Here is a 20,943-nt window from a genome sequence, read left to right as displayed (position 1 = left end):
GGTGGAGGTTGAGGGTATGTCGAGCAACGATCTCGATGCCCTGCTGCGTGTGACCTCTAGCACCTATCGAGGTGATACGCCGCCCGACATCGCTTTCGGCACCTATGACGGGGCTGTGGGCCGGTTGGTGCTGGCCGTGACGGGCAAGGGCGTCGCGGCGTGCAGCTTCGAGGCGGAGAACGACGTCTTCGAGCTGGTCAGCAGGCATGTGGGCAGCTTCATCGGGCCCGACGCGCGACGGCTCGACCCGGTCCGCAGAGAGCTGGACGCCTACTTCTCCGGGCGGCTGCGCGCGTTCACGCTGCCGGTGGACCTGGCGCTGGCGACGCCGTTCGCGCGCACGGTGCTGCAGAAGACGATGGCCGTCCCCTACGGCACGACCACGACGCTGGAGGAGATCGGCCAGAGCATCGGCCGGCCGCGCGCGCTGCGGGCGATCGGCAACGCGCTGTCCTCCAACCCCGTCTGCGTGATCGTGCCCTGCCACCGGGTGGTGCGCGAGGACGGCGCGCTCGGCGACTACGCCGGCGGGTCCGTCGCCAAGCAGCACCTGCTCAACGTCGAACAGCGGGCCGCCGCAGCGCCAGGCCGATGAGCAGCGTGACGAGCGCGGCCACCAAGGCCCCGCCGAGCGCGCCGTTCATCCAGGTCTGCCGGGTGAAGCCGATGGCCTCGCGCAGGCTCGTCCAGAGCCCGTCCCACGCCTCGACCGTCGGCGTCGAGGTGGTCAGCCAGTAGGCCGCGAAGCCGAGCGCCCACGGCACCAGCATCGACCAGCGTGAGGGCGCGTCCTGCGCGGTGTTCCAGCTCTCGCCGCGGCGCAGCACGAAGTAGTCCACGGCGAGGACGGCGAACATCGGCACGAACACCGCCCCGATCACGCCCAGGAACGCGCCGTAGGACGTGACGTCGACCAGCAGCGCGATCACCACGGTGAGCACGCCGATGAGGACGGAGAAGACGCGCCGGTCCATCCGCGGCAGCAGGTTCTGCAGCGAGACGGTGGTCGAGTAGACGTTGGCGAAGGACTGGTCGGTCTCGCGCAGGACCAGGATGCCGAAGAACAGCGCGCCCAGCGGCATCGCCACGAACGGGCTGAACACCGAGGTCCCGTCGGCCTGCACCTGGGCGACCCCCGCCATCGCCACCGCGTAGACGCCCAGCCCGAGGCAGGCGACCTGGGCCAGGGTGTAGCCGCCGACCACGCCGGTGAAGGCGGCCCTGCTGGAGCGCGAGTGGCGGGCGAAGTCCGCGGCCATGGGAACCCAGGACACCGACAGCGCGATCACGTAGTCGACCGCGGCGGGGAAGGCCGTCCACGTCCCGCCGGTCTGCGGCGGCGCCTCGCGCAGGAAGAACACGGTGAACCAGATCATCGCGATGATCACGCCGACGGTGACGTACCGGCGCAGCAGCCGGATCGAGCCGAGCGGCCAGATGCTCAGCGCGGTGGTCAGCACCCCGGCCACGATCACCCACACCTGGTACGGCACCGAGCCGAAGATCGCCGTGGCGCCCTTGGCGATCACCCACAGCTCGAAGGCGCCCCAGCCGAGCATCTGCACGATGTTCAGCACCGTCGGCACGTAGGAGATTTTGGCGCCGAACAGGCCGCGCAGCAGCACCATGGCCGGCTGCCCCGTACGCGTGCCGGGGATCGCGGACAGGCCGACCATGGCGGTGCCGATGAGGCTGCCCACCACCGTGGCCACGAGCGCGGCGCCCAGGGTGAGCGGGGCGCCGCCCAGTGGGTTGATCAGGAACAGGGCGCCGGAGAAGCCGAGGAGGCTCACTCCGAGATTCGCCCAGAGCGCACCCTGATCGAGCACGCCCAGGGTCTTCGGGGGCTCGCCTTCGAGGGTCAGCGGAACTTCTTCGACGCCGTGCGACATCGCACACTCCCTACGCCGGCATTATCCGGACAGGTTCCGGCGGTCGGCAGCGGAACGTGCTGCCCTCTCAGCCCGGCGACCCCGAGCTCCCGCGACAATCTGTAGTTTGCGCCCTCATCATGCCTCAATGGCGGCAGAACCGCCATAGTGGGCGACTTGCTGCCCTACCCCCGATTCAGGCGACGAACGGCTCCTGCCCCGTCTCGCTCACCATCGGCCGGCGGGCGAACTCCCACGACTGCATGCCGCCGCCGACGTTGATCGCCTCGCGCCCGAGCTGGTTGAGCCAGGCCGTGACCTGCATCGACCGGCCGCCCACGCGGCAGACGACGTAGACGGTCGTGTCGGCGGGAACCTCGTCGACCCGGCCCTGAATCTGGGTCATGGGGATGTGCACGGCCTGCGGCGCGTGCCCCGCCACCCATTCGTCCTGCTCACGGACGTCGAGCAGGTAGGCATCGGCGGGAACGGCGTTGGCCTCGATCTCGGGAACGGTCATGCCTCCATCATCTCGCGTCGCTGGTCGTAGGCGGCACGCGCCGCGGCGATCTCCTGCTGGTGCGCCTCGGTCCACGTGACCAGGGACTTGATGGTCTCGTGCAGGGTACGGCCGAGCGGCGTCAGCGCGTAGTCGACCCGGGGCGGGACCACGGGGTGGACCGTGCGGCTGACCAGGCCGTCGCGTTCGAGCTGGCGCAGGGTGACGCTGAGCATGCGCTGGCTGACGCCGTCGATCTCGCGGCGCAGCTGGGTGAAGCGCAGGCTCTCGCAGTCGAGCAGGGCGATCACCAGCAGCGACCACTTGTCCGCGATGCGGTCGAGGATCTGCCGGACCTCGCAGTCCTCGCGGGTGTCCCACTGCCGAACGTCGTAGTCGTCCATGGTGCCTTCGCGGTAACCGAGTGATTCGAAAGTGCCGTCTTCCATCGTCTCCCATGGTGACTCATGATGTGACCGGTTACAAGAAATAACCGATATGCAGAGAAGTAACCGGGGGTCTGAGATGTCCGTGCCTGCCCGATCGTGGGGTGTGCTGATCGTTCTGTGCGGTGCCATCTTTCTCGAAGGCATCGACGTGGCCATGCTGAACATCGCCCTTCCGGCCATCAGGGCCGACCTCGGGCTGTCCACGGGCATGCTGAGCGGGGTCGTGAGCGCGTACGTGCTCGGTTACGGCGGTTTCATGCTGCTCGGCGGCCGGGCGGCCGACCTGCTGGGACGGCGGCGGATGTTCCTGCTCTGGCTGGTGGTGTTCCTGGTCTTCTCCGGGCTCGGCGGCTTCGCGGACGAGGGCTGGGTGCTGCTGCTGGCCAGGTTCGTCACGGGGGTGGCCGCCGCGTTCCTGACGCCCGCCGGGCTCTCGCTGATCACCACGACCTTTCCCGAGGGCAGGCTGCGCAACCAGGCCCTGCTCATCTACGCGGGCACGGCGGCGGGCGGCTTCGCGCTCGGGCTCGTGGCCGGCGGCCTGCTGACCGCGATCGGCTGGCGCTGGGTGTTCTTCGCGCCCGTGCTGATGTCGCTGCTCATCCTGATCGCCGCCGTCCCCCTGATCAGGGAGCCGGTCCGGGAGGACCGTCCGGCGGGCGGCTTCGACGTGATGGGCGCGGTGACGATCACGGGCGCGATGATGCTCCTGGCCTATGGCGTCGTACGTCTGGAGCACCCGGCCGACGGCTGGCCCCTCACGGTGGCGGCCTTCGCCGGCGGCCTGGCCCTGGTGGCGGCCTTCACCGCCGTCGAGCGCCGGTCGGCCAGCCCGCTCGTCCGGCTCGGCCTGCTGCGCTCGGCCACGCTGATCCGCGCCAACGTGATGGCCGTCCTGCTCACGGCCTCGTTCTTCGGCTTCCAGTTCCTGGTCACGATCTACCTCCAGGAACTGCGCGGGTGGTCGACCATCCAGACCGGCCTGGCCCTGCTGGCGGCGGCCGTCGACGTGGTGATCGCCCCGGTGCTCACCCCCTGGCTGGTCAACCGATTCGGCAGCGCCAGGGTCGTGCTCGGCGGCCTGCTGTCGGGCCTGCTGGCCTACGCGTTGTTCCTGGGCGTGGGGCTCGACTGGACGTACGCGGCCATGCTGCCCTCCATGCTGCTCATCGGCCTGATGTTCGCCTTCGTCTACGGCCCGGTGACCATCGTGGCCACGGACGGGGTGGCCGAGCACGAGCAGGGGCTGGCCGGCGGGCTGATCAACTCCTCGTTCCAGTTCGGGGCGGCGCTGGGCCTGTCGATGGTGACCGCGGTCAACGTGGCCGCCCTGGGCGGCGGCACGGACCCCGAGGCCGGGCTGGCCGCGATGCGCACGGCGCTGCTGGTGCCCGTCACGGCCACGCTGCTGGGCGCGCTGGTCGCCGTGAGCGCTCTGCGCCCCCGGACGAGAGACCGCGCCCTCAGCGCCGCCTGAGCCCGCGGGGCCGGCTCCGCCACCCGGGCACGCGGTCAATGGCCAGGCGGCTATTTGAGCAGTTTGGACAGGCGGCGGTCGGCCAGCGGCTTGCCGCCCGTCTGGCACGTGGGGCAGTACTGGAGCGAGGAGTCGGCGAACGACACCTCTCTGATCGTGTCGCCGCACACGTCGCACGGCTGCCCCGCCCGGTTGTGCACGCGCAGCCCCGACTTCTTCTCCGCCTTCAGATCCTTGGCCGCCAGCCCGTGGGCCCGCTCGACCGCGTCCGCCAGCGTGGTGACGATGGCCTCGTGCAGGTCGGCGATCTGGGCGTCCGTCAGACTACCGGCGATCTTGAACGGGGACATCTTCGCGGCGTGCAGCACCTCGTCGGAGTAGGCGTTGCCGATGCCGGCGATGACCTTCTGGTCGCGCAGCAGCCCCTTGATCTGGGTGCGGTTGCCGCCGACGATGCGCTTGAGCGCCTCGACCGTGAAGGAGTCGGCGAGGGGATCGGGGCCGAGAGCGGCGACGCCGGGCACTTGGTCCGGATTTTTCGTCACATAGACGGCGAGACGCTTCTGCGTCCCCGCCTCCGTCAGCTCGAACCCCGGCGCCAGCCCTTCGTCGTCAGGGGCCAGCCGCACCCGCACCGCCAGCGGCCCCTTCCCCGGCCGCACCGGCTTGGCCCCCGACAGGTCGTCCCGCCAGCGCAGCCACCCCGCGCGGGCCAGATGGATGACCAGATGGAGACCGTCGCAGTCGAGGTCGAGGAACTTGCCGTGCCTGGTCACGCCGGTGACGGTCAGCCCGCCGAGCGCGCCGACCGGCGGATCGAACGTCTTGAGCGCCTGGAAGGCGACCACGTCGACCCCCAGAATCGTGCGGCCCACCGCCCGCTCGCGCAGGAAGTGGGTGAGCGACTCCACCTCGGGAAGTTCGGGCATGCCACCAGACTACGACGCGCCACCGACTGTTCTACGGCACGTCCCAGAACGCCAGTTCGTGCGCCATCCCCTCCCTGAACAGGGCCTCCGCCCGCTCCGGGGCCGGATCCGCCTCGTCGATCATGCGCGCGATGCGTTCGGTCAGCGCCGCGAACCCCGGGTCCGCGTACGTGTCCACCCAGGCCCGATATCTCGGCTCAGCAGGCGGATTCTCCGCCAATATCCGCCCGAGACTCGAATATCCCCACATGCACGGATAGAGGGCCGCCAGCCCCTCCCCGTACGTCGCCGCCGACTCCAGCAGGAACCGCGTGTACGCCGCGCACGCCGGCCCCTTCACCGCCCCCTCCAGATCGGCCCCGAACCCCGCCGACATCGACCGGTGCAGGCTCAGCTCGTCGTGATAGGTGGTGTGCGCCAGATCCACCAGGTCGCCGAGATGCCCGTCGGGCGCCTGCCAGGCCAGCCGGGCGAAGACCCGTACATAGTCCAGCAGGAACAGGTAGTCCTGCTCCAGCCACGAACGGAACACCTGCTCCGGCAGGTCGCCACGCCCGATCCCGGCCACGGTCGGGTGCGCGAGCTGGTCCTGGAGCAGGGGCCGCCCGATGGCATGAAGCTTGTCGGAAATGCTCATGGTCAGGAGGTTAAGCCCACCCCTGACACAGACTCATCCGGCGTCCAGGATGTCCTTCGGCACCGGCTTGTCCTCCTTCAGCGCGTTGAACAGCGCCAGCGCCTTGGTGCGATCCCACTTGACGGCCGCACCGCCGCCCGCGACCGTCTCGTTGCCGCCGAACGGCACCACCGTGGTCACCGGGCTGTCACCCATGGCCAGCCCCAGGGAGAGCATGTTGAACGCCCCCGTGCCCGAGTCGACCTCGACCGCGTCGGTGGCGCTCATCGCCAGCGGGATGGCGGTGAACGGGTTGAGCAGCACTCCGGGGCTGGCGGCCTTCTTCACGACCGCGCCGAGGAACTGCCGCTGCCGCTTGGTGCGCTCGAAGTCGGGCAGCGCGCCGCCCTTGCGGGTGCGGACGTAGCCGAGGGCCTGCGAGCCGGTGAGAACCTGGGGGCCCTTCTTCAGCTTGAGCCCCGCCTTGGGGTCGTTGACGGCCGCGCGTACGTTGATCTCGACGCCGCCGACGGCGTCCACGATGTCCACGAAGCCCGCGAAGCCGATCTCCATGTAGTTGTCGACGTGCACCCCCGTCACCGTCTCCACGGTGCGGACCAGCAGCTTGGGCCCGCCCAGCGCGTACGCGGAGTTGAGCTTGTCGCGGCCCCTGCCCGGGATGGTGACGGCCGAGTCGCGCGGCAGGCTGACCAGCGTCGGCTTGTCGCTGCCCTCGGGGATGTGCAGCAGCATCATCGAGTCGGTGCGCTGCCCGGCGGCCCGCCCGGTGGCGAGCTTCTTGCGCTGGGCCGCGCTCAGCCCCTTACGGCTGTCGGAGCCCACCAGCAGCCAGTTGGTGCCGGGGGTGTCGCCGGGACGCCCCTCGTAGTCGTCGAGCACGCCGTCGATGCCGGCCAGCCGGGAGTCGATCCAGAAGAACATGCCGATCGCGGCCACCAGCAGCAGAACCAGTAACCCGGCCAGACCTCCGACGACGATCTTCCAGGAGATCTTCCTACGCGGCCGTCGCGGAGCCGGCTCACCGGAGTCGCTCCGCGACCCGAACGGCTTGACCGGACTCTGCCCGGACCGCTGACGCCCGTAGACCCGCGACCGCGAGCCGGCACCCCGCTGCTGGTCCTCAGGGGCCCCAGGCTGAGGCCCGGGGGAGCCCACGACGGGAAGCTTGTGCGTGGGCGCCGCGGGATTGCCCACAGGGCCTCCCGAGGGGCCCGCGGCGGGCATGCGGTGCGCTGGCGCGCCACCCGAACGCGGCACGTCGCCGGGCCGTGGTGGCAGCGGGCGGCCGTCGCCTGGTGAGCGCATCGCCCGCGTACGGTCGTCCTCAGTCACTTCGCCTACTTCCCTTCGCTTTGTCATAAACGCTACGTCGAACCCCTCAGCAGTGAAGACGTTCCGGCAAGGTTTTCCCACGGAAAAGTACGCGGAACTAGCTGAGAGTCACTGCGGAAACATAGATGCCAACAGCGTCGTTACGGTTATGGACGATGTCTATCGAAGGGATGATCGTGTCCGATCCGGACCCGTGGGATCTTCGCCCGTGCTCGGGCACGGGTTCCTCTGAGGGCTCACTCCGGTGAGCGCCTATCTCGGGCTTCTCGCCCTCCTGCTCCTCACCGCCGCGACCGGTTATTTCGTCGCCCAGGAGTTCGCCTTCGTCGCCGCCGACCGGTCCCTGCTGCGTGAGCAGGCCGCCGCGGGCGACGCCGCCGCCGAGAAGGCGCTGCAAGTGACCTCCCGCCTGTCCTTCATGCTCTCCGGCGCCCAGCTGGGCATCACGGTGACGGCGCTGCTGGTCGGCTTCCTGGCCGAGCCCGCGATCGCCGTCATCGTACGGCCGTGGCTGACCGACGCGGGCCTGTCCGACGCCATGATCACGGGTGTCTCCGTGGCCAGCGGCGTCTTCGTGGCGACGGTCGTGCAGATGGTCTTCGGCGAACTGGCCCCGAAGAACCTGGGCATCGCCAGGCCGGAGCCGGTGGCCAAGTTCCTGGCCTCCTCGACGCTGGTCTACCTGGCCGTCGTGGGCCCGGTGGTCAAGCTGTTCGACTCCGCCGCCACCGGCCTGCTCAAGCGGGTCGGCATCGAGCCGGTGGAGGAGGTCGAACACGGCGCGACCCCGGAGGAGCTCTCTCGCATCATCGCGGAGTCGACGCAGGCGGGCGAGCTGCCGCCGCGGCTGTCGGACCTGCTGGAGCGGGCCCTGGAGTTCGGCGACCGCACCGCCGAGGAGATCATGGTCCCCCGCCCCAGGGTGGTGGCCCTGCGCACCTCACAACCCATCGCCGACCTGCTCGACGTCATGCGCACCTGCGGCCACTCCCGCTACCCGGTGCTGGGCGAGGACGGCGACGTCGCGGGTGTGACGGGCGTACGCGAACTGCTGACCTCCGGCCTGGAGACCGGCGACATCGCCCGCATCACCCGGCCCGCCCTCATGGTGCCGGACTCCGTCCCGCTGCCCGCCGTCCTCGACCGGATGCGGACGGCGAAGGACGACATCGTCCTCGTCATCGACGAGTACGGCGGCCTGGCCGGCGTCATCACGGTCGAGGACCTGGCCGAGGAGCTGGTGGGCGAACTGGTCGACGAGAACGACCCGGAGCCGGCCGGCGCCGTCGAGCAGCCCGGCGGCGTCTGGGAGGTGCCCGGCACCCTCCGGCTCGACGAGGTCGAACGCGCGACGGGCGTCTCGCTGCCCGAGAGCGACGACTACGACACCCTCGCCGGTCTGGTCCTGGCCAGGCTGGGCCGGATGCCGAACCCGGGCGACACGGTCACGGTGCCGGTCGTGCCCGACAACCAGGACCCGTTCGCGGAAGAGGACCAGGAGCACCTGGCTGAGCTCATGGTCATGTCGCTGAACCGCCGCGTACCCGAATGGGTGCGCCTGACCCCCATCCAGCACGCGGAGGCGACCCGCCGATGACCATGATCATTCTCAGCCTCGCCCTGCTGGCGCTCAACGCCCTGTTCGTGGCCGCCGAGTTCGCCTTCGTCTCCTCCAGGCGCCACCGCCTGGAGGAGATGGCGACGGGCGGCAACCGCCTGGTCAGGCTGGCGGCCAAGTCGGCGGCGGGCGGCAGCCGCCGCCTGTCCCTCATGCTCGCCGGCGCCCAGCTCGGCATCACCCTGTGCACGCTGGGTCTGGGCCAGGTGACCGAGCCGGCGATCGAGCACTATCTGGAGCCGGTCTTCGCGGCCATCGGCGTTCCCGAGGCCCTGCGACTGCCCATAGCCCTGACGCTGGCGCTGGCCCTGGTCACCTTCCTCCACATGGTGGTGGGCGAGATGGCCCCGAAGAGCTGGGCGCTTACCCATCCCGAGCGCGCGGCCCTGATCCTGACCTTCCCGTTCAGGGCCTTCACCACGGTCATGCGCCCGCTGCTCTCAGCGCTGAACGCGGTGACCAACTTGATACTCCACCTCTTCGGCGTCCAGCCGAGAGACGAACTGGCGACGACGAGAACCCCACGCCAGCTGGCCCTGCTGGTGGGCGAGTCGGGCCGGATGGGCCTGCTGGACCGGGAGGAGCACGACCTCCTCACCAGAGCACTCCGCCTGGACGACGAGGGCATCGAACGCCTCATGGTCCCCATCGACCAGGCGATCAAGGTCAAGGCGACGGCGACGGCGACCGAGATCAGGAAGACGGCGGCGGGCAGCGCCCACCTCCGCCTCCTGGTGGAGACCCCCACGGGCATCGACCAGGCGCTCCACGTGCGGGACGCCCTGCTGACGCCGGGAAGCACGGCCGGCGACCTGGCCAGGCCGCTGCCCAAGCTGCCCTGCACCACCCAGGTCCCCGAGGCGGTGACCACCCTCCAGGAGCGGCGATCCCACCTGGCCCTGGTAACGAACCAGGAGGGAACCGTCATAGGAATGGTCAGTCTCACCGACCTGGTGGGCGAACTCCTCGACACCAGAGCCGCTTAAGTGTGACCTAACCCACAAAAGGCCCGGATGGCAGCAAGCCACCAGAAACCACCTTGCAACCATCCGGGCTCAAGCTCCGAAGGCGCCCACAGCCGTTACCAACAGGTGCCAGAAAAGAAAGACGCACCCTCTTGCGACCCTCCCCAACCTTCGCCAAGGTGGTGAAGCCAGCAAGCGGCACAAAGACCCAGACGGCCAGACGGGGGGCCACGGCATCAACGCCAAAGCACCCACAAAGCCAAGAACCCAGCAGCATCAGCAAGACCAGAACAGTCACCTGGAGCTGGAACCCAGCAGGACTTGCCCCGGGAACCGACAAGGGAAAACAGTCACCCAAGCCGGAACCCCAACAGGGTTGTGCCGGGGGTCTGGGGCCTCCGGCCCCAGGAGCAAAGCGAAAAACACTGGGGGTCCGGGGGTCATCCCCCGGTCAGATATGACGAGGGGACCCAAGGAAAGCTGGCCAAAGGCCAGCGACCAAGAGTCCCCAGTCACCGAGTGGGCGAGGAGGGATTTGAACCCTCACGTCCTTTCGGACACACGGACCTGAACCGTGCGCGTCTGCCGTTCCGCCACCCGCCCTTGTGGGTGCGGAAAGAACAGTAGCACGGAACAGCCACTGGTACTGAACCCGGATACGATCGCATAAGACACGGGAGCGGAGGAGCTGGGCGCGACAGCCGATGAGCGTCTGGAAGGCCGTGACGTGGGAACGAGCGGAAACCGGGCGCCGGAGCGTCTGGGGGCCGCGATCATATGCACGGAGGAAGGGAGGTACCCGGTGGGAGTCCTTCAGCGCTTCGAGCGAAGGCTCGAAGGCTTGGTTGAGGGAGCCTTTGCGCGGGCGTTCAAATCTGACCTTCAGCCGGTCGAGGTCGCCAGCGCGGTTCAGCGGGAGATGGATGAGCGTGCGGCGATCGTCGCGCAGGGTCGCACGCTCGTGCCCAACGACTTCGTGGTTGAGTTGTCCACGACCGACAGCGAACGGCTTGAGGTCTACGCCGACAGCATCAGCCACGAGCTGGCCAACCTCGCCAGGGAGTACGCCAAAGAACAGGGCTACTCTTTCGTGGGACCGGTCCGGGTCCGTTTCGAAACCGCAGGCGATCTGGCTGTGGGCTTGTTCCGCATCCGGTCTGGGGTCATCCGCGGTGCGACGGTGGAGCAGGACGAGATTCGCCAGCCGGCGAGCGACCTGCCTCCGTCGAGGCCGCACGCGTTCAACGGGCGGCCTCGGCTGCTCGTGTCCACCCAGGACGATCCGCAGGGTGACCGCTCTTACGAGCTCACCACTCCGGTGACCTTGCTCGGCAGGGGCACGGACTGCGATCTTCGTCTAGTCGATCCGGGCGTCTCTCGGCATCACGCGGAGCTACGTGTCGAGGGCCAGCTGGTGGCTCTCGTGGATCTCGGATCGACGAACGGCACTTTCGTCAATGGCCAGCCGGTACGCAGGATCGAGCTCCAGAACGGCACGCGAGTGACTCTGGGGCGTACGACTCTGGTGTTCCGGCGCGATTAGGGGTAGACAGACGGTCCATGTCCGAGCTCACGCTGCTGCTGATCCGGCTCGCATTCCTGGCGGTGCTGTGGTTCTTCGTCATTGCCGCAGTCGGCGTGATCCGGACTGACTTGTTCGGTTCACGCACGGCCACCGCAGGTGCACGCAAGGCCGCGAAACCCGCCAAACCCGTGGCGAAGCCCAAGAGCAAGAAGGGCGAGCCACGCCAGCTCATCGTCACCGGTGGCCCCCTCCAAGGCACCACCATCACTCTCACGGAGACGCCCATCACCATTGGCCGGGCGAATGACGCCACGCTGGTAGTCACCGACGACTACGCTTCCAGCCGGCATGCCCGGCTCTTCCCTCAGGACGGTCAATGGATCGTGGAAGATCTTGGGTCCACCAACGGCACGTATCTCGACCGCTCGAAAGTCACCCGCCCGACCCCGGTGCCGCTCGGTGTTCCGATCCGCGTCGGCAAGACAGTCATTGAATTGCGCAAATGACCATCGCACTCCGCTACGCCGCCCGCTCGGACGTCGGCCTCCTCCGCGAAGGAAACGAGGACTCGGCGTACGCTAGCGGCCGCCTGCTGGCCGTCGCCGACGGCATGGGCGGGCACGCACACGGCGAGGTGGCGAGCTCAGTCGCCATCGCCGCCATGGCCTCTCTCGACGAGGCCCAACAGGGGGGTGACCTGCTCAACGCCATCGAGGCCGCGGTACGCGACGCCAATCGCAAGCTGCACGAGATGGTGGGGCGGGATCCCAGCCTCAAAGGCATGGGCACGACTCTCACGGCCATGCTCTGGCACGGCACCCAGGTCGCCTTGGTCCATGTGGGCGACTCGCGCGCCTATCTACTGAGACGTGGTGAGCTGTACCAGATCACCCACGATCACACGCTGGTGCAGCAGCTCGTCGACGACGGGCGCATCACGCCGGAGGAGGCGGCCACCCATCCGCAGCGTTCGATCCTGCTGCGCGCCCTCGACGGCAGTGGCGAGGTCGATCCCGACCTCACGCTGCGCGAGGCGCAGATAGGCGATCGTTACCTGCTGTGCTCCGACGGGCTCTCCGGGGTGGTGAGCGCGGAGACGATGCACGCCACGCTCACCAACATCGACGATCCTGAAGAGGTCGTCCGCCAGCTCATCGATCTGGCGAACCGGGGTGGGGGGCCCGACAACATCACCTGCGTTCTGGCCGACGTGCTGGAGATCAACGACGGGCAGCAGGTGCCTGTGGAGGCCGCCGTGGTCGGCGCCGCGGGCATGACCAGGCTGCACGGAAGTCCGCAGGACACTTCGCCGGGGCGAGCCGGCGCGGTGACCGCACCCCAGCCGGTGCTCACCGATGACGCGTTCGAGGAGCCGGTCGCCGAGGCGGCGTCCCGGCGGCCGCGGAAACGTCGTCGGATGTGGCCCGTTCTGGTCACCGTGCTCGGTGTAGGCGTCGTCGTGGTGGGCGTCGGCGGTTACTTTGGATATCAGTGGACTCAGGACCAGTTCTTCGTCGGTGCTAGGGGCGACGAGGTGGTCGTGTTCCAGGGGATACAGAAGGAGCTGGGCCCCTTCCCGCTCTTTCACGTCTCCAAGGCCACTGGCAGGAAGATCTCCCAGCTGTCCGAGGCGGACCAGGCACTGATCAAGGGTGGCATCCCCGTCACCACCGAGGCCGAAGGCATCACGAAGATCAACGGTTTGAAGTTCACCGAGCAGCAGAAGGACAACGAGGAAACCCCACCGGAGGCGAGTGAGAGCCCCACTCCCACCGCCTCCGCCACCAAGACGAAACAGCGATAGATGAGCGAAGTCGCCGTCACCCCCGTAGCGATGCCCGCCAAGCGGCGCATGGCCCAGCTGGTCATGCTCGCCCTGGCGGTCGTGGTCATCATGGGCGCGTACGCCAATGTGGGCCTGGCCGTCGACGGCCAGATCCCGGCCGGCATGCTCGCCTACGGGCTCGGGCTCGGCGGCCTGATGCTGGCCGCCTATTTCGTCCTGGCCAAGTTCGCCCCGTGGGCCGATCCGCTGATCCTGCCGCTGGTGACGCTGATCAACGGCCTGGGTCTGGTGGTGATCTACCGGCTGGAGGCGGCCGGGATGGGCGGCGCCTCCACCAACAGCCAGATCATGTGGACCGCGCTCGGGGTCGTCATGTTCTCGATCACGCTGGTCGTGGTGCGTGACCATCGCATGCTGCAGCGCCTGACGTACACGGCGGGCGCGGTGGGCCTGGTGCTGCTGGCGATCCCCGCGCTGCTGCCCGGCAGCCTCAGCGAGGTGCAGGGCGCGAAGATCTGGATCAGGATCGGCGGCTTCTCCATCCAGCCGGGCGAGTTCGCCAAGCTGGCGCTGGTGGTCTTCTTCGCCGGTTACCTGGTGGCCAAGCGCGACGTGCTGGCGCTGGCCGGGCGGCGGCTGCTGTTCATCGACCTGCCGCGGGCTAGAGACCTCGGCCCGGTGCTCGCCACGTGGGTGCTGAGCCTGCTGGTCCTGGTGTTCGAGAAGGACCTGGGCACCTCGCTGCTGCTGTTCGGCACGTTCATCGCGATGCTCTACATCGCCACGCAGCGCACCTCGTGGGTGCTGATCGGCATTCTGCTGTTCGTCGGCGGCGCCTTCCTCGCCGGGCAGGTCTTCGACCACGTGGGGGCCCGCTTCGACTCGTGGCTCGACCCGGCCAACCCGGTCTACTACGGCAACGCCGACGTCTGCCAGACCAGCCCGCCGGGCGACGCGATGTGCGGCAAGAGCTTCCAGATCATGCAGGGGCTCTACGGCTTCGGCGCGGGCGGCATCCTGGGCACGGGTCTCGGCCAGGGGCACCCCTACCTGATCCCGCTGAGCTTCTCCGACTTCATCTTCGCCGCGACCGGCGAGGAGCTGGGCCTGACCGGCCTGATGGCGCTGCTCATGCTCTACGCGCTGCTGGTGCAGCGGGGCCTGCGCACTTCGCTGGCGGCCCGCGACCCGTTCTCGAAGCTGCTGGCGGGCGGCCTGTCGTTCATCCTGGCCTGGCAGGTCTTCATCATCGTCGGCGGCGTGACGAACCTGATCCCCCTGACCGGCCTGGTGACGCCGTTCATGTCACAGGGCGGCTCGGCGCTGCTGGCTAACTGGATCCTTATCGCGCTCCTGGTACGCATGTCGGACGCGGCGCGCAGGCCCCCGCCCCAGGCGATCCAGAACGAAGGACTGACGCAGGTGTTCCAGCGATGAACCGGACATTGAAGCGCGCGGCCGTGGCCTGTCTGGCCATGTTCGCGCTCCTGATGGTCAACGTGAACATCATCCAGGCGGTGCGCGCGGAGAATCTGCAGAGCGACTCCCGCAACCAGCGCAACTTCTTCGAGCGGTACGCGATCGAGCGGGGCCGCATCACGGCCGGCGGCAAGGTGATCGCCCAGTCGGTCGACACCGGCAACAAGGAGTTCCGCTTCATCCGGAAATATCCTGACGCGAAGCTCTACGCCCACGTCACCGGCTTCTTCTCCCCCGAGAGCGCCGACGCCATCGAGGCGACCGAGAACAAGCTGCTCGACGGCTCCAGCGCCGACCTGCTGCTGCGGCGCAGCATCGACCTGTTCACGGGCGAGCCCACCCGGGGCGCCAACGTCGATCTGACCATCAACCCGAAGGCGCAGAAGGCGGCCTACGACGCGTTGCGGCAGAGCGGCAAGCGCGGCGCGCTGGTCGCGCTCGACCCGAAGACCGGCGGCATCCTGGCGATGGTCTCGCTGCCCACCTACGACCCCACCGAGCTGTCGGGCACGAACAAGGGCAAGGTGTTCAGCCGCTACGACGAGCTGGCCAAGGACAAGGACCAGCCGCTGCTCAACCGGGCCATCGGCCAGACGTACGCGCCGGGGTCGACGTTCAAGGTCGTGACGGCGGCGGCTTTCCTCGAGGACGACTCCTCGCGCGGGCCCGACACCACCGTGGAGGCCCCGCAGCGGCTGCCGCTGCCCAACACGAACATCAGCCTGCCCAACTACGGCGGCGCGGCCTGCGGCAGCGGGCAGGTCACCCTGGTCTACGCGCTGGAGAAGTCCTGCAACACGCCGTTCGGCTCGATCGGCATGGAGCTGGGCTACGACAAGATGAAGGAGCAGACCGAGAAGTTCGGCATGGGCGAGCCGATCGCCGTGCCGATGCCGGTGGCTCAGAGCGACTTCGGCAAGAAGGAGGACCAGGCGGCCGTGGCCATGGCCTCCATCGGGCAGCGCAGCAACCGGATGACGCCGCTGCAGATGGCCATGATCGCCGCGGGCATCGCCAACGACGGCACGGTGATGAAGCCGTACCTCGTCAACAAGATCACCGACTCCAAGGGCGACGAGCTCGACGCGGCCGACCCCCAGGAGCTGACCACCGCCGTCAGCTCCGGGACGGCGGGCAAGCTGCGCGACATGATGGTGAGCGTCGTCTCCAACGGAACGGCCAACCTGGCGCAGGTGCCGGGCGTCCAAGTAGCGGGCAAGACGGGCACCGCGGAGACCAGCGACGGCAAGCCTCCGCACGCCTGGTTCATCTCCTTCGCGCCCGCGGAGGACCCCAAGGTGGCTCTGGCCGTCATCGTCGAGTCCGGTGCCGCCTCGGTCGGCGCGGAGGCGACCGGCGGTCACACCGCCGCGCCGATCGCAAAGGCTGTGCTGGAGGCGGTGCTGAACAAGTGAGTGACGGTACCCTGCTGCATCATGCGGCTCCGTAACCGCTATCTGCTGATCTCCCGCATCGCCACGGGCGGTATGGGAGAGGTCTGGCGTGCCCGCGACGAGTTGCTGGGCCGCGAGGTGGCGGTGAAGATCCTGCGCAGCCACATCTACGCCGACCTCACCTTCCGCGAGCGCTTCCGCAACGAGGCGCGCATCACCGCGGCGCTGGCCGACCCGGGTGTGGCGCAGATCTTCGACTACGGCGAGCAGGACGACCTGGCCTACCTCGTGATGGAGCTGGTGCACGGGGAGCCGCTGTCGGCCATCCTGGCGCGCAACGGCGCCATCGGGCCCGAGGTGACCCTCGACGTCGTCCACCAGACGGCCAAGGCGCTGCACGCGGCGCACTCGGCCGGGATCATCCACCGCGACATCAAGCCGGGCAACCTGCTGGTCACGCCCGATGGCGCGATCAAGGTGACCGACTTCGGCATCGCGCGCGCCCTGGAGGCGGCGCCGGTGACGCAGACGGGCACCGTGCTCGGCACGGCCCAGTACGTCAGCCCCGAGCAGGCGCAGGGCTTCGCGCTCACGCCGTCGACCGACCTCTACTCGCTGGGCGTGGTGGCCTACGAGTGCCTGGCGGGGCGGACACCGTTCCGGGCCGACAGCCAGGTGGCGATCGCGCTGCTGCACCTCAACGAGCAGCCGCCGCCGCTCGGGGTCGACGTGCCCGCGCCGGTGCGCGAGCTGGTCATGTCGCTGCTGGCCAAGGAGCCGGCGCAGCGCCCGGCGACCGCGCTGGAGCTGTCCGACCGCGCCTACGTGCTGCGCGAGTCGCTGGCCGGCGTGGCGCAGGGCGCCGAGCTCAGCATGCTCACCGACCCGGGAGGCTTCCGCGTCCGCGAGCCGGCCGCTGAGGACGAGCGGGCGACCGACGACCTCCAACCGGCCGCGACGATGCAGGAGCGGTCTGGGGGCCGCAGGAGAGGCGCCAGGACGCTGGCACTGGTCGCCGCGGCGGGTTGCGCGGCGGCGGTGGGGCTGACGGCGATCTCCTTCGCCAACCGGCAGCCACCGGCGCCGCCCGAGGTGGCCGAGCCGTCGGCGACGGTACGCCAGACGACGAAGAGCCCGTCGCCCCCGCGGGTGAAACCGTCGAAGACCAAGCCGCGCACTCGCCGGCCCACGGTGGTTCCGACGAAGTCGCAGCGGCCTATAGCCTCGCCTTCGGCTACGGTAAGCAAGACGGCTACTCCGACGAGGAAGCCGACGCCGAAACCGACCCGGACCACCCCTACCCCTAAGCCCACCCCGACCCCAACGCCCACAGATACACCGACAAGTCCGACACCCACCGCCTCGCCGGACCCGGGTGAAACAAACCCGCCCAAAGAGGAGACGTGATGCGCTACGGGGTCGATGATGGACACCGGCGGCCCCCCGAGCCGGCCGGTACCCAAGATGAACGGTAAGGGACAGTGCAGGAAATGACTCAGCCTCGGCTACTCGGAGGTCGCTACGAGCTCGACGGTGTCGTCGGGCGCGGCGGCATGGCCGAGGTGTATCGCGCCCGAGACATCCGGCTGGACCGCATAGTCGCGATCAAAACCCTCCGCTCCGACCTGGCGCGCGACCACACCTTCCAGGCCCGCTTCCGCCGTGAGGCGCAGTCGGCGGCCTCCCTGAACCACCCGGCCGTCGTCGCGGTCTACGACACCGGCGAAGACTCCACCGACGGCACCCCCGTGCCGTACATCGTGATGGAGTACGTCGACGGCCGGACGCTGCGCGACCTGCTGCGCCAGGATCGGCGGTTGCTGCCCGAGCGCGCGGTCGAGCTGGTCGACGGCATCCTGCGCGCTCTCGACTACAGCCACCGCGGCGGCATCGTGCACCGCGACATCAAGCCAGCCAACGTCATGATCACCCGCGCCGGCGACGTCAAGGTGATGGACTTCGGCATCGCCCGCGCGATGGCCGACTCGGCGGCCACGATGACGCAGACGGCCCAGGTGATCGGCACCGCCCAATACCTGTCGCCCGAGCAGGCCCGCGGCGAGCGGGTCGACGCGCGCAGCGACATCTACTCCACCGGCTGCCTGCTGTACGAGCTGCTCACCGGCCAGCCGCCGTTCACCGGCGACTCCCCGGTGGCGATCGCCTACCAGCACGTGCGCGAGGACCCGATCCCGCCGTCGCAGATCGACCCCGAGATCCCGGCCTGGGCCGACGCGATCGTGCTCAAGGCCATGGCCAAGGATCCGGCGCACCGCTACCAGAACGCCGGCGAGATGCGGGCCGACATCCAGCGGGCGATGTCCGGCATGCCGGTCGACGCCCAGACGATGGCGATGAGCAACTACCAGGGCACGCGGATGATGACCGCGACCCAGTCCGCCGCCGGCCCGGCCACGCAGCGCTCCGGCGCGATCCCCGACTACGAGTACGACGAGGGCGGCCGCGGCGGCGGCCGGCGCCGGGCCGGCAACAGCGGCGGCAACACCGTGCTCAAGACCGCGTTGTGGATCATCATTCCGCTGCTCATCATCGGTGGCTTCATCACCATCGGCTACGTGGTGTTCGCCGGCAAGGACTCGCCGACCGACACGATGGTCACGATCCCGTCGCTCGCCTCGCAGGAGGGCTCCTACGCCAAGGGCGAGCTGGAGAAACTCGGACTGACCGTCCAGGTGACGCAGGACTTCAGCTCGGAGATCGAGAAGGGCGCCGTCATCAAGACGGAGCCCGCCGAGGGCACCAAGGTCGAGCCGGAGTCCGGGGTCAAGCTCATCGTGTCCAAGGGCACGGAGAAGGTGAAGGTCCCCGACGGTCTCATCGGCAAGTCCAAGGAGGACGCCGAGGCGATCCTCACCGAGGCCAACCTGCGCGGCGTCATCAAGACGAGAAACTCGTCCAGGCCGCAGAACACCGTCATCGCCACCGACCCGAAGGCCGGATCCTCGGTGGAGAAGGGCGGCACGGTCACGCTCTTCATCCCGAAGGAGCTCGGCGAGGTGCCCAGCGTGATCGGGCTCACCCAGGCGGACGCCACCGCGCAGCTCAAGTCCTCGGGCTTCAAGGTCAAGGTCAACCCGCAGCCCAGCAACGAGGTGCCGGAGGGCACGGTCGTGCAGCAGAACCCGGGTGAGGGCGCCAAGTACCCGGCGAACACGACGGTCACGATCGTGGTGTCCACCGGTCCCGAGGAGAGCGCCCCGCCGCCCACCGACGAGGTGCCGACGGACGAGGTCCCGACGGACGAGCAGCCGAGCGACGGTTTCCCGGACCAGGACGAGCCTCCGAGCGACGGTGACACCGGCGGCGACGACGGCCTCGGCGGCGGCCTGAACGGCTGAGGTCCCGCGTACGCGCGAAGGGCCGCCCTTCCCCGGCGAGGGGGAGGGCGGCCCTTCGGCTGTGCGCCCTTCGGGCACAAAAAGAACGCCCCCGCCGCTCGGGGGCAACGGCGGGGACGCTCACTTGTACCTCGCTCCGGGCGAGAGGTTCGTTACACGATTCCGCGCAGCCAATTCCGGAGCAACCGGTGACCATGCTCCGACAGCACGGACTCGGGATGGAACTGGATGCCCTCTATCGGGGCCTCACGGTGCCGCAGGCCCATGATGACGCCGTCCTCCGTGCGCGCGGTCACGTCGAGCGCCGCGGGCACCGTGCCGGGCAGCACGGCCAGCGAGTGGTAGCGGGTCATCCGGACGGGTGAGGGCAGGGTCCGGAACACGCCCTGGCCGTCGTGGGCGACGGCGCTGGTCCTGCCGTGGAAGAGCTCGGGGGCGCGGGTCACGGTGGCGCCGTACGCGATGGCGATGGCCTGGTGGCCGAGGCAGACGCCGAGCAGCGGCAGGCGTCTATCGGCCGCGTGATGGACCAGGGGGACGCTCACGCCGGCCGCCTCGGGGGTGCCGGGGCCCGGGCTGATCAGGACGCCGTCGAAGCCGTCGGCGTCGTGGACGCGTACGTCGTCGCGCGGGCGCACGTCGCAGTCGGCGCCCAGCTCGCGCAGGTACTGCACGATGGTGTGGACGAAGCTGTCGTGGTTGTCCACGACCAGCACGCGGCTCATTTGGCTACGGTCACCTCGTCCAGCGTCACCACGGGCTCCAGGAGCGGGAACACGACATACCAGAGTACGGCCACCGCCGCACCGGCCAGGACGAGGGCCGTCAGGATCCGGGTGCGCGGGCGGCCGGGCAGCTTGCGCCAGAGCCAGGCGTACATTTCACTCCTCGCGTGGTTCGCTGTCCTTCAGGACGCCGTAGACGATGAGCCGCTCGGCGGCCGAGTATTCGGGGTGGCAGGTGGACAGCGTGATGAAGGCGCGGATGGGCCGGATGTCGGGCTTGCCGGGCACGGGGGCCAGTACGTCGACCTCGTCGGGCCGCACGATGTCCTGGGAGGTCACGCGGTAGGTGTGGCGGGCCTCACGGGTCTCCACGACGATCTCGTCGTCGCGTTCGAGCTCGTCGATCTCGTTGAACGGCGCCGCGTACGTGGTGCGGTGGCCCGACAGCACGAAGTTGCCGACCTGGCCCGGCATGGCGGTGTCGGGGTAGTGTCCCGGGCCCTTCCTGAGCTGGTCGGCGCCGACGCCCTCGACCACGGCGTACTGATAGTCGCGGCCCAGCTTGGGGATGCGCAGCAGCGCGACGGCCTGGCCCGGCCGGACCGGCTGCTCGGGCCGGGGCGGCCCCGCCTTCTTCGCGGCGAGCTGGCGCTGGAGCAGCAGCTGCTGGCTCTCGGTGTAGGCGCCGGTGCCCCAGAGCAGGTAGGCGCAGAACAGCATGAGGATCAGGCCCGCGGTGATGCACATCTCCCCCACGGCCCGCAGCATGGCCCGCATCCGGTCAGCGTATTCGGCGGCGAAGCGGCCCAGGGGGATCGCCATGTCATGCGCGTGGCGACTATCCTGGGGCACGCTTCAACTACGCTTATCGAAGAGCCTGTGGACGATCCGGAAGCCC

20 protein-coding genes, 1 tRNA gene and 1 riboswitch are annotated in these 20,943 nt (G+C 69.2%); of the genes, 11 read left to right on the top strand and 10 right to left on the bottom strand.

The genetic code is table 11. From position 1 onward, the window contains the following. Positions 1–16: 16 nt before the first annotated feature. Complete coding sequence (locus OIE67_RS48335; protein WP_326633300.1) at positions 17–595, top strand: methylated-DNA--[protein]-cysteine S-methyltransferase; 579 nt, start codon at positions 17–19, stop codon at positions 593–595. On the opposite strand, the gene OIE67_RS48330 is transcribed toward OIE67_RS48335, so the two are convergent. The 3 genes from OIE67_RS48330 to OIE67_RS48320 form a co-directional block, all read right to left on the bottom strand. Further along, positions 555–1,892: a purine-cytosine permease family protein gene (locus OIE67_RS48330; RefSeq protein ID WP_326633298.1), complete on the bottom strand. Its 1,338-nt coding sequence runs from the start codon at positions 1,890–1,892 to the stop codon at positions 555–557. The genes OIE67_RS48335 and OIE67_RS48330 overlap by 41 nt on opposite strands. After that, positions 1,883–1,995, bottom strand: a riboswitch (TPP riboswitch). (Overlaps the previous gene by 10 nt.) A gap of 72 nt (positions 1,996–2,067) precedes the next feature. Next, a complete protein-coding gene (locus OIE67_RS48325) occupies positions 2,068–2,391 on the bottom strand; it encodes a rhodanese-like domain-containing protein (RefSeq protein ID WP_106247399.1) in 324 nt (107 codons plus the stop codon). Next, positions 2,388–2,819, bottom strand: a complete 432-nt coding sequence (locus OIE67_RS48320; protein ID WP_326633295.1) for a winged helix-turn-helix transcriptional regulator — start codon at positions 2,817–2,819, stop codon at positions 2,388–2,390. Before OIE67_RS48320 ends, OIE67_RS48325 begins: the two co-directional genes overlap by 4 nt. Positions 2,820–2,922: 103 nt before the next feature. On the opposite strand from OIE67_RS48320, the gene OIE67_RS48315 reads away from it, so the two are divergent. Further along, entirely contained in the window at positions 2,923–4,296 is a 1,374-nt protein-coding gene (locus OIE67_RS48315; protein ID WP_326633293.1) for an MFS transporter, read from the top strand. 50 nt (positions 4,297–4,346) lie between these two features. Here the strand turns inward: OIE67_RS48315 and OIE67_RS48310 are convergent, their stop codons facing one another. The 3 genes from OIE67_RS48310 to OIE67_RS48300 are packed head-to-tail and all read right to left on the bottom strand — an operon-like array spanning position 4,347 to position 7,194. Then, on the bottom strand, positions 4,347–5,225 hold the full coding sequence (locus tag OIE67_RS48310; RefSeq protein WP_106247395.1) for an Fpg/Nei family DNA glycosylase: 879 nt from the start codon (positions 5,223–5,225) through the stop codon (positions 4,347–4,349). A 31-nt stretch (positions 5,226–5,256) separates the two neighbouring features. Then, positions 5,257–5,862 (bottom strand): TenA family protein, encoded by a 606-nt coding sequence (locus OIE67_RS48305; protein ID WP_326633291.1) that lies wholly within the window; start codon positions 5,860–5,862, stop codon positions 5,257–5,259. 33 nt (positions 5,863–5,895) lie between these two features. Further along, positions 5,896–7,194: an LCP family protein gene (locus OIE67_RS48300; RefSeq protein WP_326633288.1), complete on the bottom strand. Its 1,299-nt coding sequence runs from the start codon at positions 7,192–7,194 to the stop codon at positions 5,896–5,898. A 244-nt stretch (positions 7,195–7,438) separates the two neighbouring features. Here OIE67_RS48300 and OIE67_RS48295 point away from each other — a divergent pair, with 244 nt between their 5' ends. Together OIE67_RS48295 and OIE67_RS48290 are read left to right on the top strand one after the other, a co-directional pair. Next, on the top strand, positions 7,439–8,791 hold the full coding sequence (locus OIE67_RS48295; protein WP_326633286.1) for a hemolysin family protein: 1,353 nt from the start codon (positions 7,439–7,441) through the stop codon (positions 8,789–8,791). Further along, the gene (locus tag OIE67_RS48290; protein ID WP_326633284.1) at positions 8,788–9,798 is read left to right on the top strand and encodes a hemolysin family protein; all 1,011 of its coding nucleotides are present in this window, start codon (positions 8,788–8,790) and stop codon (positions 9,796–9,798) included. The genes OIE67_RS48295 and OIE67_RS48290 overlap by 4 nt, the downstream gene beginning before the upstream one ends. Before the next feature lie 499 nt (positions 9,799–10,297). Here the strand turns inward: OIE67_RS48290 and OIE67_RS48285 are convergent. Next, positions 10,298–10,380: transfer RNA gene (locus OIE67_RS48285), tRNA-Leu, on the bottom strand. A 199-nt stretch (positions 10,381–10,579) separates the two neighbouring features. Here OIE67_RS48285 and OIE67_RS48280 point away from each other — a divergent pair. The 7 genes from OIE67_RS48280 to pknB all read left to right on the top strand — a co-directional run bounded on the left by OIE67_RS48280 (position 10,580) and on the right by pknB (position 19,320). Continuing rightward, positions 10,580–11,320 (top strand): FhaA domain-containing protein, encoded by a 741-nt coding sequence (locus tag OIE67_RS48280; RefSeq protein WP_106247387.1) that lies wholly within the window; start codon positions 10,580–10,582, stop codon positions 11,318–11,320. A gap of 17 nt (positions 11,321–11,337) precedes the next feature. Next, entirely contained in the window at positions 11,338–11,808 is a 471-nt protein-coding gene (locus OIE67_RS48275; RefSeq protein ID WP_106247386.1) for an FHA domain-containing protein FhaB/FipA, read from the top strand. Next, entirely contained in the window at positions 11,805–13,106 is a 1,302-nt protein-coding gene (locus OIE67_RS48270) for a Stp1/IreP family PP2C-type Ser/Thr phosphatase (RefSeq protein WP_326633280.1), read from the top strand. Before OIE67_RS48275 ends, OIE67_RS48270 begins: the two co-directional genes overlap by 4 nt. After that, positions 13,107–14,525 carry an FtsW/RodA/SpoVE family cell cycle protein gene (locus OIE67_RS48265; RefSeq protein ID WP_326633278.1) on the top strand — a complete coding sequence of 473 codons (1,419 nt, stop codon included), beginning with the start codon at positions 13,107–13,109 and terminating at the stop codon, positions 14,523–14,525. Then, complete coding sequence (locus OIE67_RS48260) at positions 14,522–15,982, top strand: peptidoglycan D,D-transpeptidase FtsI family protein (protein ID WP_326633276.1); 1,461 nt, start codon at positions 14,522–14,524, stop codon at positions 15,980–15,982. Before OIE67_RS48265 ends, OIE67_RS48260 begins: the two co-directional genes overlap by 4 nt. A gap of 21 nt (positions 15,983–16,003) precedes the next feature. Beyond that, positions 16,004–17,368: a serine/threonine-protein kinase gene (locus OIE67_RS48255; protein WP_326633273.1), complete on the top strand. Its 1,365-nt coding sequence runs from the start codon at positions 16,004–16,006 to the stop codon at positions 17,366–17,368. Between the two features lie 83 nt (positions 17,369–17,451). Next, on the top strand, positions 17,452–19,320 hold the full coding sequence (gene pknB, locus OIE67_RS48250; RefSeq protein ID WP_326633271.1) for a Stk1 family PASTA domain-containing Ser/Thr kinase: 1,869 nt from the start codon (positions 17,452–17,454) through the stop codon (positions 19,318–19,320). 152 nt (positions 19,321–19,472) lie between these two features. Here the strand turns inward: pknB and OIE67_RS48245 are convergent, their stop codons facing one another. Genes OIE67_RS48245 through OIE67_RS48235 form a run of 3 tightly spaced genes read right to left on the bottom strand, consistent with a single transcriptional unit; the run spans position 19,473 to position 20,867 of the window. Continuing rightward, positions 19,473–20,045: an anthranilate synthase component II gene (locus OIE67_RS48245; protein WP_106247377.1), complete on the bottom strand. Its 573-nt coding sequence runs from the start codon at positions 20,043–20,045 to the stop codon at positions 19,473–19,475. Beyond that, positions 20,042–20,200 (bottom strand): hypothetical protein, encoded by a 159-nt coding sequence (locus OIE67_RS48240; RefSeq protein WP_181308151.1) that lies wholly within the window; start codon positions 20,198–20,200, stop codon positions 20,042–20,044. Before OIE67_RS48240 ends, OIE67_RS48245 begins: the two co-directional genes overlap by 4 nt. Position 20,201: 1 nt before the next feature. Beyond that, positions 20,202–20,867, bottom strand: a complete 666-nt coding sequence (locus OIE67_RS48235; RefSeq protein WP_245956226.1) for a class E sortase — start codon at positions 20,865–20,867, stop codon at positions 20,202–20,204. Positions 20,868–20,943 lie beyond the last annotated feature (76 nt).

The organism is Nonomuraea fuscirosea (assembly GCF_035917475.1).
In the GTDB taxonomy this organism is placed as follows: Bacteria; Actinomycetota; Actinomycetes; order Streptosporangiales; family Streptosporangiaceae; genus Nonomuraea; species Nonomuraea fuscirosea.
This window is presented reverse-complemented; position numbering and strand designations above follow the sequence as displayed.